This is a genomic window from Pengzhenrongella sp. (genome assembly GCF_036565025.1).
In the GTDB taxonomy this organism is placed as follows: domain Bacteria; phylum Actinomycetota; class Actinomycetes; order Actinomycetales; family Cellulomonadaceae; genus Pengzhenrongella.
The window spans coordinates 1-14,065 of the sequence record NZ_DATCNW010000330.1; the positions used below are offsets into that span (position 1 = coordinate 1).

At 72.3% G+C, this 14,065-nt stretch carries 12 protein-coding genes; 4 read left to right on the forward strand and 8 right to left on the reverse strand.

The features are described from left to right. Nucleotides 1-94 precede the first annotated feature (94 nt). Nucleotides 95-574 carry a MarR family winged helix-turn-helix transcriptional regulator gene (locus VIM26_RS18935; RefSeq protein WP_331954106.1) on the reverse strand — a complete coding sequence of 160 codons (480 nt, stop codon included), beginning with the start codon at nucleotides 572-574 and terminating at the stop codon, nucleotides 95-97. Between the two features lie 147 nt (nucleotides 575-721). Between VIM26_RS18935 and VIM26_RS18940 the strand changes: the two genes are divergently transcribed. Together VIM26_RS18940 and VIM26_RS18945 are read left to right on the forward strand one after the other, a co-directional pair. Continuing rightward, nucleotides 722-1,918: an MFS transporter gene (locus tag VIM26_RS18940; protein ID WP_331954108.1), complete on the forward strand. Its 1,197-nt coding sequence runs from the start codon at nucleotides 722-724 to the stop codon at nucleotides 1,916-1,918. 63 nt (nucleotides 1,919-1,981) lie between these two features. Beyond that, nucleotides 1,982-2,809 (forward strand): aldo/keto reductase, encoded by an 828-nt coding sequence (locus VIM26_RS18945; protein WP_331954110.1) that lies wholly within the window; start codon nucleotides 1,982-1,984, stop codon nucleotides 2,807-2,809. 1,085 nt (nucleotides 2,810-3,894) lie between these two features. Here VIM26_RS18945 and VIM26_RS18950 read toward each other — a convergent pair. The 7 genes from VIM26_RS18950 to VIM26_RS18980 all read right to left on the reverse strand — a co-directional run bounded on the left by VIM26_RS18950 (nucleotide 3,895) and on the right by VIM26_RS18980 (nucleotide 11,710). After that, nucleotides 3,895-5,499: a nuclease-related domain-containing DEAD/DEAH box helicase gene (locus VIM26_RS18950; RefSeq protein ID WP_331954112.1), complete on the reverse strand. Its 1,605-nt coding sequence runs from the start codon at nucleotides 5,497-5,499 to the stop codon at nucleotides 3,895-3,897. A gap of 157 nt (nucleotides 5,500-5,656) precedes the next feature. After that, a complete protein-coding gene (locus tag VIM26_RS18955; RefSeq protein WP_331954114.1) occupies nucleotides 5,657-6,568 on the reverse strand; it encodes a S1C family serine protease in 912 nt (303 codons plus the stop codon). A gap of 113 nt (nucleotides 6,569-6,681) precedes the next feature. Then, nucleotides 6,682-7,710, reverse strand: a complete 1,029-nt coding sequence (locus VIM26_RS18960; RefSeq protein ID WP_331954116.1) for a hypothetical protein — start codon at nucleotides 7,708-7,710, stop codon at nucleotides 6,682-6,684. A gap of 160 nt (nucleotides 7,711-7,870) precedes the next feature. Further along, nucleotides 7,871-9,316, reverse strand: a complete 1,446-nt coding sequence (locus tag VIM26_RS18965; protein WP_331954118.1) for a plasmid pRiA4b ORF-3 family protein — start codon at nucleotides 9,314-9,316, stop codon at nucleotides 7,871-7,873. Next, nucleotides 9,316-9,573 carry a hypothetical protein gene (locus VIM26_RS18970; protein ID WP_331954120.1) on the reverse strand — a complete coding sequence of 86 codons (258 nt, stop codon included), beginning with the start codon at nucleotides 9,571-9,573 and terminating at the stop codon, nucleotides 9,316-9,318. Before VIM26_RS18970 ends, VIM26_RS18965 begins: the two co-directional genes overlap by 1 nt. A 310-nt stretch (nucleotides 9,574-9,883) precedes the next feature. Next, complete coding sequence (locus VIM26_RS18975; protein WP_331954122.1) at nucleotides 9,884-10,270, reverse strand: MerR family transcriptional regulator; 387 nt, start codon at nucleotides 10,268-10,270, stop codon at nucleotides 9,884-9,886. A gap of 411 nt (nucleotides 10,271-10,681) precedes the next feature. Further along, a complete protein-coding gene (locus VIM26_RS18980; protein WP_331954124.1) occupies nucleotides 10,682-11,710 on the reverse strand; it encodes an aldo/keto reductase in 1,029 nt (342 codons plus the stop codon). A 139-nt stretch (nucleotides 11,711-11,849) separates the two neighbouring features. On the opposite strand from VIM26_RS18980, the gene VIM26_RS18985 reads away from it, so the two are divergent. Further along, nucleotides 11,850-12,122 carry a hypothetical protein gene (locus tag VIM26_RS18985; RefSeq protein WP_331954126.1) on the forward strand — a complete coding sequence of 91 codons (273 nt, stop codon included), beginning with the start codon at nucleotides 11,850-11,852 and terminating at the stop codon, nucleotides 12,120-12,122. Between the two features lie 152 nt (nucleotides 12,123-12,274). After that, nucleotides 12,275-13,906: a TIGR02677 family protein gene (locus VIM26_RS18990; RefSeq protein ID WP_331954128.1), complete on the forward strand. Its 1,632-nt coding sequence runs from the start codon at nucleotides 12,275-12,277 to the stop codon at nucleotides 13,904-13,906. Nucleotides 13,907-14,065: the final 159 nt, after the last annotated feature.

The window sequence follows — 14,065 nt, forward strand, 5'->3', positions numbered from 1 at the left end:
GCCCCACTGACCTCCCCCCAAGAGTTGTCAGCCCCAGCGCGCGCCCTGGACCGCGCAACGCCTGACACGTCCAAGGCCCCAAGAGTTGTCAGGCTCAGCGCGCGCTCTGGCCCGCGCTCGGTCTGACAAGTCGGTCGGGGAGGGTGTGCAGGGCTTCGACGAGGGGGGCTAGCTCGGCGGACTCGCGGGCCTCGGCGAGGACGCGTTCCAGCGTTGCCGCGTGCACCGGCTCGGCGTCGTCCAGCAGGGTGCGGCCGGCGGGGGTCAGCTCGGTGTAGATCCCCCGACGATCGTCGATGCACAGGATGCGGGTGAGCAGCCCGCGATCCTCCAATCGCGTGACGAGCCGCGTCGTGGCGCTCGGGCTGAGCGCGGTCGCGCGGGCGAGCTGCTGCATCCGCATGTGCCAGCCGTCCTGCCGGCTGAGCGCATCGAGCACGGTGTACTCCACGACCGACAGCTCGGCGTGCGCGCCGAGGGCGCGCGCGAGCGCTGCCTCGATCAGCCCGTGCAGTGCGGCGAGCGTCCGCCAGCCCTGCGCCCGGATCTCGACCGCGTCGTCCTTGATGCCCATCGCTCGCTCCGCCTCACGCTCGACCCACCGGAAACCACAAAGTAGTTGCTTGCGCCTGCTACCGGTTCATGCAACGATCTAACCCGCGTCTGCAACTAACAGCGTACGCAAACTAGCCGCGCTAGTACACCAAGCAAGGAGCCCACCATGCCACTCGGCCTGATCGCCCTGGCCATCGGCGGATTCGGTATCGGCCTGACCGAGTTCGTCATCGCGGGCCTGCTGCCCGAGGTGGCCGCCGACTTCGCCGTCAGCGAGGCCGACGCCGGCTGGCTCATCTCCGGGTACGCGCTCAGCGTCGTCGTCGGGGCGCTCGTGCTCACCGCGGCGACCTCGCGTTTCGGTCGCAAGAAGGTTCTCGCGGCGCTGTTCGTGCTGTTCATCGTGGGCAACCTGCTCTCGGCGACCGCGCCGACCTACGAGGGGCTGCTCGCCGGTCGGATCGTCGCCGCGCTGTGCCACGGCGCGTTCTTCGGGATCGGTTCGGTGGTCGCCGCCGACATGGTGCCCGCGAACAAGAAGGCCGGCGCCGTCGCGCTCATGTTCACCGGCCTGACCACCGCGAACGTGCTCGGCGTCCCGCTCGGCACCCTGCTCGGCCAGCACTACGGCTGGCGCTCGACCTTCTGGGTCATCGCCGTGATCGGCGTGATCGCGCTCGCCGGCATCCTCGCGCTCGTCCCGGCCGACCGCCACGGCGCGACCGGCGGCAAGCTGCGCAGCGAGCTGCGCGCCTTCGCCTCCGGCCAGGTCTGGCTCTCGATCACCGCAACCGTGTTCGGGTTCGGCGGCATGTTCGGCGCCTTCACGTACATCGCGTACACGCTCACCCAGGTGAGCGGCTTCCCGACGTCGACGGTGCCGTGGCTCCTGGTGCTGTTCGGCGTCGGCGGCTTCATCGGCAACACCCTCGGCGGGAAGGCCGCGGACCGGTCCGTCGACCGCAGCCTGATCGTGGTCCTGGCCGGTCTGGCTGTCGTGATGGTCTTCTTCGGGCTCACCGCGGCGAGCCCCGCCGCGACGATCGCATCCCTGCTGCTCATGAGCATCTTCGGCTTCGCCACCATCCCCGCGCTGCAGACCCGCGTGATGCACTTCGCGAGCACGGCACCCACGCTCGCATCGGGGGCCAACATCGGCGCCTTCAACGTCGGCAACGCGCTCGGCGCCTGGCTCGGCGGGGTCACCATCACCGCGGGCCTCGGCTACACGTCCCCGATCTGGGCAGGCGCCGCGATGACCGCGCTCGCCCTGATCGTCGTGCTGGTCGCTGCGCGTACCGTACGAACCGCCGACGGCCGACGCGCCGCGGCTCCGCAGCTCGCCGACTCCCTGGCCGGCTGAGTCCGGTCGGTCCGCTCGTTTCACGCACCGCATGTAACACGACGAACCACCAAGGAGACCCTGATGCCGAACCCCATGCCCACCATCACTCTGAACAACGGCGTCCAGCTCCCGCAACTCGGCTTCGGCGTCTTCCAGGTGCCCGACGACGAGACGACCGCGGCGGTCTCGGCCGCGCTCGGCGCCGGCTACCGCAGCATCGACACGGCCGCCGTCTACGGCAACGAGCGCGGCACCGGCCGGGCGATCGCGGAGTCCGGCATCGCCCGCGACGAGCTCTTCGTGACGACCAAGCTGTGGAACTCCGAGCAGGGCGACCCCACGCCGGCCGCGTTCGACGCCAGCCTGGAGAAGCTCGGGCTCGACTACGTCGACCTGTACCTCATCCACTGGCCGTCCCCGGCCCGGGACCTGTACCTGAAGACCTGGGAGGCGTTCGAGAAGCTGTACGCCGACGGCCGGGTGCGGGCGATCGGCGTCTCCAACTTCCTGCCCGAGCACCTGCAGCGGATCATCGACCTCGGCGGGACCGTGCCGGCCGTGAACCAGATCGAGCTGCACCCCGCCCTGCAGCAGCGCACCATCACCGAGTTCGCGGGCGCCCACGGCATCGCGATCGAGGCGTGGAGCCCGCTCGCCCAGGGCGCCGTGCTGTCCGAGCCCGCCATCACGACCATCGCGGCCCGGGTCGGGCGCACCGCCGCCCAGGTCGTGCTCCGCTGGCACCTCCAGCAGGGCCGGATCGTCATCCCGAAGTCGGTCACGCCCTCGCGCATCGCGGAGAACTTCGACGTCCTCGACTTCACCCTGACCGACGCCGACCTGGCCGGCATCGACGCCCTGGAGCGCGACGGCCGCACCGGCCCGCACCCCGCCGAGTTCAACCGCTGACCCCAAGGCCGCGGCACCGGCGACTCCGAACGCGCGGTCGGTCGGGCGGGCGGTCGGGCGGTCGGGTCCAACTGATCCGATTCGCCCGGACGTCCGCCACCCGCACCACACACGGACCGGCCCGCGGCCTCGAGTTCGCCGTTTTGAGGCGAGTTCGCCGGTCGAACCCGACGACCTCGCGTCACTATGGCGAACTCGCAGGCCAGAACTGGCGAATGCCGCACTAACAAGCCCGCCGCACGCGCCGGGGGCCCGCTGTCCGGGCAGCCGGCCGACTCGACCTCAGTGCAGCCCTCAGTGCGGCGAAAGTGCACCAAAACGCCTCATTCACTGCACTTTGGATGCACCGAGCGATGCACTGAGCCCCGCCCACCCCACGGTGCTCAGGGGCCGAGTCCGCCATCGACACCGACGGCCTCGACCCGCCGTCGACATCGACGGCCTCGGCCCGCGGACCTCGGGCTCGCTCGCGCCACGAACGGGGAGTCGTTGTCGTGTTTTCGGCGCTCCGACGACAACAACTCCAAGTTCGCGGCGCGAATCGGCAGCATGAACCGGCACCGCGCACCGAGTGTGGTCCCGTCCACGCCGGCGTCAAGGCCAAGCCCTTCGGGTGGACTACGGCCAGCCTTGACCCCAACTGCGGGTGGGCCCCCTACGCAGGGAGAGGGAGCCCGGCTGCACGAATCCAGCAAAATCAGGTCTCTACGGTTTCAGGGGATTGCCAGTCGGGCGGTCGGGCGATCGGGCGATCGGGCGATCGGGCGATCGGGGGCAAGCGGGTTGCCCGGTGGAAGGAATTCGGCGCAGGCGTTCCCGCGGGAACGCCTGCGGACCCCGACCTCCACGTGTCGAGCGGTCCGCACCGTCCGTCGGCGCGGACCATGTGACTGGTGGGACAGGAGTTGACCCCAGAACCGGTCGAACCAGTCAACTCGGTTCACACCAGCACCATGCTCCGCGCGGACGGATCGAACGACCGTCCACGACGTTCCCGCGGGAACGCGCACCGGCCACGCCGAGGACACCCAACGAGCGGGGGCATCTCCCCGCGCACGTGCTCGACCCGGCGGCGAAGCGCGCGCTCAGCTGCCGGGGGTCCAGGGGACGGCGCGCTCCAGCCGCTTGCGGACGCCGCCGCCGCCGATCTGCGCGACCAGCTCCCGGGGGCCGGCGACGACCAGCAGCGACCGCGCGCGCGACAACCCGACGTACAACATCTCGCGTGCCCGCTCCCCGGCCCGGAATCCGTTGACCGCCAGCACCACGACCGGCCGCTCGAGCCCCTTGAATCCGAGCACGTGACCGTAGAACACGTCGTCCTCGGCGAAGAACGCGTCCCAGTAGGTCGCCCACCCGCCCAGGTCGACGGCGTTGCGCTGCTCGGGGTGCCGGTTCCACGTGGTGAGCAGCGCGATCTGGCCGGGTTGCCAGCCCTCCCCGAGCAGCGCCTCGACGGCGTCGTCGGCGGCCCCGATCGCCGCCTCCGGGGCGACGTCGACGAGGCGGACGGGCGCGCCGGCGAGGCCGCGGGGGTTCATCGGCTCGCCCGACAGGCTGCCGAACAGCTGGGCGATGGGCTTGGTGTTCCGGATGTTCTCCGCGAGCACGACGGGCGCGAGGTCGATCGGCACATGCCCCTCGCGCGCGAACACGCGCTGGCTGTCGTCGAGGAACACGAACAGCCCGCCGCCGACCGGGTCCCGCAGGCAGGCGAGCAGCGACGGCCACCACAGGTCGCTGAAGTCCTGGGCCTCGTCGACGACGACGGCGTCGAACAGGTCGGCGTTCGCCCGGGCCGCCGCGAGCTCGCCGAGCCGGATCGGCAGCCGCCGCTCCCAGTAGTCCGAGTCGTCGTCGGCCCCGGTCTCGGCACCCCAGGTGACGGGCAGGTGGTGGAACAGCCCGACGTACGCGGGCCGCTCTCGCGCGGGCCAGGTCTCGACGATCCGCTCGAAGTAGCGCCCGAGCCCGCGGCTGTAGCAGACCAGCGCCACGCGCTCACCCGCGCGCACGAGCCGGCGCGCCTGCTCGAGGGCCAGCCAGGTCTTGCCGCTGCCCGCGCCGCCGATGATCTTCAGCCGCCGGTGGTGGCGCAACTTCTCGAGGATGCTCGCCTGGTCACGGGTCATCTGGTCGACCCGCTGCTCGTGCTCGGCGGCGCGCGCGAGCTGCTCAGACTGGCTCGGCAACGCGCTGACCAGCGTCTCGATCAGCCCCTCGAGCCCGCCGTCGGTCAGGGGGACGGCACCCTTGCCGTGCTCCTCGATGGCCCGCCGCACCACCTCGGCCGCGCGCGCGACGTCGTGGTGGTCGATCACCATGGAGCGCGGGCACTCCGGTGAGTCCCAGTCCCGCGGGATCGTCGTCGCAGGGAGCGCCACCAGGTGCGCGGCTCGGGCGCGGGCGGCATCCGCGCGGTGGCTCGAGAGGTAGCGGGTCAGCTCATGCCGCCCGTCCTGGGCCTGCCGGACGGGGTCGATTCGGCGCCGGTTCGCGCCGCTGCCCTGGTGCCAGCCGTCGGCGTCGCGCGTCACGTACCCGCCCTTGACCTCGATCGCGGCGTAGCCGACGCCCGGCCACGCGACCAGCAGGTCGATCTCGTGCTCGCGGTCTCGCGCGAGCAGGTTGACCGAGTAGAACAGGGCGGCGTCGTCGGGCAGCTGGTCGCGCAGCGCCTCCCACATCACCCGCTCAGACCGTCGCTCGTCACTGAACTCAGGGTCCGTAGGAAAGCAGCGCGCCATGAGTACGTTCTAGCGCGTGCACACCCGTCACACCCACCGTTCACGCGAGTGCGCGATTTTGGCTGCTGAGATCGATCAACAACCAAACCGCGCACGCGAGTCACACGACCAGCTCGGCCAGCTCGCCGACGACGTCGACCAGGGCGCCGCGGCGGAAGACCGTGACCTGGAACCTGCCGCCCGGGGCCGTGCCGAGCATCAGCCGCTGAAGGTCCTGTGCGGCGGAGATCGGGGTGTCACCGGAGGCGATCACGATGTCCCCGAGGTAGATGCCGGCGTCGGCGGCCGGGCTGCCGCGAACGACCTCCGACACCAGCAGCCCGGTGCTCCGCCCGATCCGCTCGGAGAGCGCCCGCGGAATGGCCACGGTCATCCCGCCGACGCCGAGCCAGGCCCGGCGCACCCGGCCCGAGGCGATGAGCTCGGTGAGGATCCGCCGTGTCGTGCTGTTGACCGGTACCGCCAGCCCGAGCCCGATCCCAGCCACGGCGGTGTTGATGCCGACCACGTGCGCCTGCGCGTCGCCGAGCGCGCCGCCGCTGTTGCCAGGGTTCAGAGCGGCGTCGGTCTGGATCACGTCGTCGATCGCGTGCGCGCCGCGCGCCGTCCGGACGGGCAGCGACCGGCCCAGGGCGCTGACGACGCCGGCGGTGACGGACCCCGCGAGCCCCAGCGGGTTGCCGACCGCGACGACGAGCTGGCCCACGCGGAGCCCGTCCGCGTCGCCGAGCTCGGCCGGGGGCGCGAGGTCGCGGCGCGTGCGGAGGACCGCGAGGTCGGAGAGCCGGTCGGACCCGACGACGTCGAACGGGGCCTCCTCGCCGTCGGCGGCGACCACCCCGCCGCCGCTCACGCCCTCGACGACGTGCGCGCTGGTCAGCAGCAGGCCGTCGGCGGTGACCGACACCGCCGACCCGGATCCGTTGCCCCACCGGCCTCGCACGAGCACCGACAGGACACTCGGTTGCAGCGCCGCCGCGACCGAGGTGACTACGCGAGAGTAAGCGTCCATGACGTCGTCCATGGCAATACAACCCCGGCGACGCCCGGGTTCATGCCCCGCCCCGTTCGCCCGCGGCGAAGCCCGCGGCCGAGCCCTGCCGAAACCTGGTGCGCCGGCTCCGGTCAGGACGCGAACGGCACCCGCGTCCAGCTCAGGACGGCGGGGTTGCTCGGGTCGATCGTGACCTTCAGGTAGTTGTTCAGGCCGGTCGAGCCGTCGACGGTGACGCGCGACAGGTTGGCGGACGGGGTGTCAATCCCGTAGAACGAGAGCCACGGCGACCCCGGAGCGAGCGGCCGGTCGGCGTTGTAGACGTGGCTGTCCCCGTTGAAGAGGTACACCGGACCGTCGAAGGCGGCGGACTCCCTCGCGATGGCCGCCACGATCGGCTGGAACGCGGAGTAGTCGGCGAACGCCGCGCCCGGCACGGTCGGATCGAACATGTCCGCCTGGGTGAGCAGCACGACCGACCGGTCGTGGGAGTCGCGGGCCTCGGCGAAGGTATCCCGAATGTTGGTGATCGCCGCCGCGGTCCTGTCCCGGACCTCGGCCGCCTGCTCGGGGGTCGGCGCCGTGTTGCCGGTCCACGCAGCGAGCCCGTTGTTGCTGCCGACGACGTGCAGGGCCGCGAAGGCCACGCCGGCGCGGGTGTACCGGACCTGCTCGGGATAGCCCGCGGCGGCCTGCGAGGCGACCTGGACCGAGTGCCGGCCGAGGGTGTACCCGGGGCGCGCGAAGAACACCGACCGGATCCGGGCCAGCCGCTCCAGCGGGTTGTAGGCGCCGTTGTTCGGCCGGTGGCAGTCGGTCCACTCGTTGTCGCCGACGGTGTACACGAGCGGGTCGACGAAGGTGTCGAACTGCGCCTTGATCTGCGCGAAGTAGTCGTCGCTGCACAGCGTGGACCCGGACTTGATGTCCCCGAGGTGGTCGACGAGCCGGACGTCCGGGTCGGCGTTGATCTGCTTGATGACGTGCGGGAACGCGGCGATCTGCGCGTCGCCGTAGGGGATGTCGCCGATGACGGCGAACGTGAACCGGTCGCCGTCGCCCGGCTCGGCGGCAGCCGGACCGGCCGCCAGCGTCGTGCTGAGCGCGAGCACGGCGAGCCCGGCCCCGGCCTGGATCATCGAGCGTCGATCGGGTCTCATGGTCTGGTCCTCGCGCGTCGTGAGCTGGTGGCGGGCTCACCGTGCAGGTTCGTGGTGAACGCCACCAGGCGCGCGGACTCCCGGACCGTGAACATCCGGGTGCATCTCCGCAGGCACCAGCGTCAGGCCCAAACGTCAGGCCGAGTGCCTGGCCCGAGCGTCAGGGCCAGGTGCCGAGGGCCGCACGGACGAAGGCGGCGCCGTCGCGCGTGGGTTGGCCGACTCCGCCTGCCCGGGATCGCCCGGCGAACACCCCGAGGCGGCGCAGCACGTCGGTCGTCCGGCGCGCGTCACCGCCGACGTCCTGGGCGCTCAACGGGGTTCCGTCGGCGCGCGTCCACCCGATCGCGGACATCACCGCCGCATGCGCGACGGCGTCGGACTCGGCGGTGGCCAGGTCCTCCATCGCGCCCTCCACACCCCCGGCACGCACCTCGGTCTCGAAACCCCCCGCACCGCCGACGGCGGCGGCGGCCGTCGCGAGCAGCTCGATCAGCCCGGCATCACGCTCGTAGGGAGCCCGGCCGAGCGGGAGCCTGGCCGCGATGTGTCGCCACAGGCCGACCGGGTCATCGGCGAGCCGCATGCCGGCGCGCGTCGCGTGCAGCCGCCCCTTGGCCGCGCGCAGCAGGCCCAGGTGCTGCGCGGCCTCGCGCGCGGCGAGCACCGGGTAGGTCTGGTTCTCCCGGTTGAGCGCTCCGAACCACTCGTCGGCGACGCCGAGCACCTCCGCGACGGCCCGCACGTCCGGCGGCTTCAGGTACCCGGCGGCGGTCAGGGCGACCCCTGCCTCGCCGACGTGCTGCACCAGGCCGACGAACGGCCGCACCATCCGCTCGGCCGCTCGGGTGTCGATCAGGACGGCGGCGTCGAGGCCGGCGCGCGTGATCAGGCCGAGCAGCGTCAACCGTCCAGGACCGTCCGCGCGGTCCAGCAGCTCGGCGACCGGTCCGGGCAGGTGCGCGACACCGATCGACGAGGGCGGCCCGTCCGGCACGACCCCCGACAGCCCGCGCGAGGCGATCGCGCCCGGCGTCCCGGCCGACGTCGTCCATAGCGCGAACAGCTCGTTGACCTCCTCGACGTCGAAGCGTTCCGCCGCCATGGAGCCCAGCCCGCCGACGTCGTCGCGCGCGGCGTCGAGCAGCTCGAGGTAGCCGCCGATCCCCCCGCAGTCCTCGGGCGGGCAGGCCCGCCGGCCGTCGGTGCAGCGAGCGCGCGGCGCGTCGTCGGGCCGGGCGAGCACCGCGTCCAGGCGCAGCGTGTGCTCCCAGCCGTCGCCGAAGTCGTAGGTGTACATGAGCGAGTCGCCCTCGTTGCGGAGCACCTCGTCGAGCCGGACCTCGGACTCGGGCACGCCGGTGTCGCCGTCGGCGAGGTCCTCGGCGGTCGCGAACCGCTCGATTCGCGGATCACGCCGCGAGTCGCCCAGCGCGAACTCGTGCAGGTGGGAGTCGGTCCAGCCCATCGCGACCTGGAGCACGGTGTGCAGATCGTTCAGGCGCAGGTCGCTGGCGACCTCGACGCGGCGCCAGATCGGCGGCTCGGAGTCGTCCAGGTCCACCCGGACCCGGTAGGTCACCACCTCGGGACGGCGCGAACGCATCAGTAGCGGGAGGCTTCACGAAGCTCGCGGGCGAGGTCGCCCGCGGCGGCGGCACGCAGCGGCATCGAGTCCGCGACGACCTTCAACCAGGCCAGGTCGATCGATCGCTTCGGGGCGAACAGCGGCGAGACGGTGACGACCGGTCGACCGCGCCGGGTGATGTCCACTGTCTCCCCGTTCTCCACGGCGCAGATCAGGGTGCTCAGGTGCGCCTCGGCCTCGAGCATGCTCACCCGGCGGTGTGATTCGACGGTCATCGCGGCTCCTCACGTAGGTGCTGCTCACCCTAGCGATCAGGTCAAAGCACGAAGGCGCGCGACCTATCCTGAGATGACCTCAGATGACGGGCGACGGCGTCGATGTCAACGGGTGTGCGCCGCTCGACCCCTCGCCCCGACCGGACCGCCTCGAGTTCCTCGTCACGGGCCGCACCCCCGGCTCGTGTCAGACCTCGCGCGATCCCTGGCGCGCGCTACGTCTGACGTCCAGCAGCGAGACATCTGTCAGACGTTGCGCGGTCTATACCGCGCGCTGGGTCTGACACGTCCGGGCCTGTCGGGGCGGGTCCTACTTCGCGAGGTGCGCCTCGTAGAGCTCGACCTTGTGGTCGATCGCCTCGAGGTTCTCGCTGATCTCGGCCAGCTGGGCGAGCACCCGTTCGCGGTGCGCGCGCAGCAGCGCGAGCCGCTCGGCCTCGTTGCCCGTTCCCGCCCGGACCAGCTCGGCGTACGCGCGGACCTCGCGGATCGGCATGCCCGTCGAGCGCAGCCGGGTGATCATCGTGATCCACGCGAGGTCGCGCTCGGTGTACCGGCGATGTCCGGACGCCGACCGTCCGACGCCGGCGACCATCAGCCCGTCCCGCTCGTAGTACCGCAGCGTGTGCGTCGTCAGGCCCGACGCCGACGCGGCGTCGGCGATGGACAGCGGCGGGGCAAGGGTCGCGAGGGACATGCTCCGATGATGACTCTTCGAGTGCACTCAAAGTCAATGTTTGGGGAGCGCTCGCGCGGTCTCGCAGTGGGCCGGTGCTGACTCCTCGCTCCGCTCGGGCGCCCCTGCTGAGCCACCCGGTCCGGCGTGCCGGCTCTCACCGAGCCACCCGGCAGCCCGAGTACCGGCTCCGCCCCAGCCGCCGAGCCGGCCAGGGCCCTCGTCGTCATCGAACTGGGAGTTGTTGCTCTCCGCCGAAATAGGACAACAACTCCCAGTTCGGAGCACGAATCGAGCCGGTGGCGTAGTGGCCGGGGGCGGGGGCGGCCGACGGCACGAGCAGCTCGCTGGACTCATCCGGTGGCCGAACCCGGCTCGCGGCCGGGCCGACGTCGGCCGGCCCACCCGCCGAGCCACCCCAACCGCCGCCGGTCAGGCGTTGATCGAGCTCATGTCCGCGTACCGGTCACCAACCACGGCGCTCGCCGGCACCGCGGCGTCGAGCGCCGCCCGGTCGTCGTCGGACAGCTGGACCGCGGCCGCGCCCACGTTCTGCTCGAGGTACGCGATGCGCTTGGTCCCCGGGATCGGCACGACGTCCTCGCCCTGGGCGAGCACCCAGGCGAGCGCGAGCTGTCCGGCGGTGATGCCCTTTGCCTCGGCGAGGTCGCGGACCGCGCCGACCAGCGCGAGGTTCGCCTCGAACGCCGCGCCCTGGAACCGCGGGTTCGCGCGCCGGAAGTCGTCCGCCGCGAGCTCGCTCGTTGAGGTGATCGTGCCGGTCAGGAAGCCGCGCCCGAGCGGGGAGTACGGCACCAGCCCGATGCCGAGCTCGCGCAGCACGGGCAGGATCTGCGCCTCGACGTCGCGCGTGAACAGCGAGTACTCGGTCTGCACCGCGGTGATCGGGTGCACGGCGTGCGCGCGGCGGATCGTCGCGGCGCTCGCCTCGGACAGCCCGAGGTGGCGCACCTTGCCGGCCGCGACGAGCTCGGCCATGGCCCCGACGGTCTCCTCGATCGGTACGGTCGGGTCGACGCGGTGCTGGTAGTACAGGTCGATGTGGTCGACGCCGAGCCGGAGCAGGCTCGCGTCCGCCGCGGCGCGCACGTACTCGGGCCGGCCGTTGACGCCGCGCCGTGCGCCGGACGCGACGTCCCGGTCGATGCCGAACTTGGTCGCCAGCACGACGTCGTCCCGGCGGCCGGCGATCGCCGCACCCACCAGGCGCTCGTTGGTGAACGGGCCGTACATGTCGGCGGTGTCGAGCAGCCTCACGCCGAGGTCGAGCGCGCGGCGGATCGTGGCGATCCCGTCGGTCTCCGCCGCGGTGCCGTGCTCGAGCGTCTGGCCGTAGAACTCCGAGATGCCCATGCAGCCGAGGCCGAGCGCGGAGACAGCCAGCGCCGTGCCGTTCGCGACGCTACCGAGGGTGCGGGTGGGGAGGGTGTGTGTCGTCATGCGTACGAGCCTGCGCCTTCAAGTGCGCTCGAAGTCAAGGCCACCCGGCGTGCGCGACCGGCCGTTTCCGGTGCCGCATTCCGCCCGGCACACCCATTTGCGTGAAGTCGGGCATTTGTCGCCCGCGGCCGGACCGCGCGTGCGAGCCTGTGCGCGCGCCCTCGGCCAGGAGCGCAACGCCGCGATCGCGGTCTTCCGGCGGGTCTGGCAGCTGATCCCGTTCATCGGCGAGATCCCGATCCCGTTCGTCTTCCACTTCGACTTCACGGACCCGTCCGGCCGCCTGATGATGGCCTCGACGCGCCGCTACTCCCTGCGCGACCGCTACGTGATCACCGTGCCCGACGGCGCCCTGGACGGCCGCGTCGCCGCCGCCATGGCCGTAGCCCTGGACGCCCTCCAGTCCCGCTAACGATTCACCCCCCTCGCGCCCCTTTCGCCGAGGTAGTACCCGCCCGCCGAGGTAGAGCGTTCCAGTGCTCTAGTCCGGCGCGGCGGCACTACTTCGGCGGCCAAGCCCTCGTCGGACCGCGCCTGTCCCCTCCCCGTGGAAAACTGTCCGGCGTGACTTCGAGCACCGATCAGCCCGGCGGGAGCTACGCCCCGTTCGCCTACGCGACGGTGCCCAACGCCGTCCTGTACCGGCGCGTCATGCAGGCCTTCGTGCGCGCCAAGGAACGGTTCACGGTGCACCTGCGCCCGGAGGACGTCCGGTCGGCGTTGGAGGACGACGGCCCGCCAATAGCCGAGGACGCGATCGTCGCGGCGCTCGACAAGCTCGCCGACCCGCTCTGGGGCAACCTGCTCGCCTTCCCCGACTCGAGCCGCGTCACCGCGATCGAGGACTTCTACCGCCGCCGCATGCTCTACCAGCTGTCCCACCAAGGGGAGGCGGCCGAACGTGCGCTGCGCCAGTACGACGACTCGTTGGGCTCCCGCGGCGCCCTGCAGGCGGTCGCGCTCGAGGACATCGCCATCCTGCTCCGCTCACTGCGCGACGCCCTGGCGCACCCCGACGGCCACCTGGACGAGGCGCGGGTCCACCAGGACCTGCGATCCCTTCGGGACAGATTCACCGAGCTCGCGGACAACGCCGTGGTCTTCATGGGCTCGGTGCAGCGCTCGATCGACCTCCAGGACGCCGACCTCGACGCGTTCCTCGCGTACAAGGACCGCCTGATCGGGTACCTCGAACGCTTCATCGCCGACCTGGTCACGCGCGGCGCGCAGATCAGCCAGCTCCTCGGCCGCTTCACGCCCGACGACGTCGCGCGCCTGTGCGAGATCGCCGCGCACCGCGAGGCCCAGGACTCCGCGCCGGGCCTGGCGCCCGGCCCGCCCACCGGCGCGGGGCCCGCCCGACCGGCCCCGACCGGCGTCGGGCAGGCGCCAGGGGCCACCGCACCCGACCACGCCGCCGAGCTCGCCGCCACGTGGCTACGCCGGTGGGAGGGGCTGACCGACTGGTTCGTCGCCACCCCGGCGCGGGACAGCGAGGCCAAGCTGCTGCGCGCGCGGGCCCGCTCGGCGATCCCGTCCCTGCTCGCCGTCGTCGCCGCGCTGCACGACCGCAACTCGGGGCGTTCGGACCGGTCCGCCGACTTCCTGACCCTCGCCTCGTGGTTCGCCGCGCTTCCCGACGAGCCGTCGCGGCACCGGCTCTGGCGCACGGCCTTCGGCCTCACCTCCGCACGCCACCTCTCGAGCACCCTCGAGACGGAGGAGGCCTGGGAGCGCGAACGCGTCGGGCCCGCCACGCCGTGGGCGGACGCGCCTGCCCTGCAGGTCAGCCCCCAGCTGCGCAAGACCGGCAGCTACGAGCGGCGAGGCCGCCAGAACCGCGTCACGGACCGCTCGAACGCGAAGGCCCTGCTCGCCGACCGCGCCCGCGAGCAGTCCGAGCAGACCGCCGCCGCGCGTCGCCGGGTGCTGACCGACGGTCCCGTGCCGCTGTCGGGGTTCAGCGTGCTGGACCGCGAGTCGTTTCGGCTGTTCCTCGCCCTGCTCGGCGACGGCCTCGCGGCCCTGCGCCCGGGCGGCGCGACGGCCGAGATCTCCACCTCCGACGGCGGCCTGCGCCTGGTCATCACCCCGCTGCCCGACGCTCCGCCGATGAGCCTGCGGACGGTGGACGGGACGCTGAGCGGACCGGACCACCTGGTCGACATCGCGCTCGTCGGGACGGTCGAGGTATGACGGCCGGCCACGACCCGCGCGGTCTCGACGGCCTCGCACCCCGCATCGCCACGGTCCTCGACGAGCGCGACCGCGAGGAACAGGTACGCGCGGCCCGCGCCCTGCTGACCAACCCCCTGCTGCGAGCGGCGGCCGACCCGGAGGCGTTCCGGCTCGCCC

Excerpts from the sequence above, each read along its gene's own strand:
- VIM26_RS18935 (WP_331954106.1), bottom strand. The coding sequence starts at position 574 with ATGGGCATCAAGGACGACGCGGTCGAGATCCGGGCGCAGGGCTGGCGG.
- VIM26_RS18940 (WP_331954108.1), top strand. The coding sequence starts at position 722 with ATGCCACTCGGCCTGATCGCCCTGGCCATCGGCGGATTCGGTATCGGC.
- VIM26_RS18945 (WP_331954110.1), top strand. The coding sequence starts at position 1,982 with ATGCCGAACCCCATGCCCACCATCACTCTGAACAACGGCGTCCAGCTC.
- VIM26_RS18955 (WP_331954114.1), bottom strand. The coding sequence starts at position 6,568 with ATGGACGCTTACTCTCGCGTAGTCACCTCGGTCGCGGCGGCGCTGCAA.
- VIM26_RS18960 (WP_331954116.1), bottom strand. The coding sequence starts at position 7,710 with ATGAGACCCGATCGACGCTCGATGATCCAGGCCGGGGCCGGGCTCGCC.
- VIM26_RS18965 (WP_331954118.1), bottom strand. The coding sequence starts at position 9,316 with ATGCGTTCGCGCCGTCCCGAGGTGGTGACCTACCGGGTCCGGGTGGAC.
- VIM26_RS18970 (WP_331954120.1), bottom strand. The coding sequence starts at position 9,573 with ATGACCGTCGAATCACACCGCCGGGTGAGCATGCTCGAGGCCGAGGCG.
- VIM26_RS18975 (WP_331954122.1), bottom strand. The coding sequence starts at position 10,270 with ATGTCCCTCGCGACCCTTGCCCCGCCGCTGTCCATCGCCGACGCCGCG.
- VIM26_RS18980 (WP_331954124.1), bottom strand. The coding sequence starts at position 11,710 with ATGACGACACACACCCTCCCCACCCGCACCCTCGGTAGCGTCGCGAAC.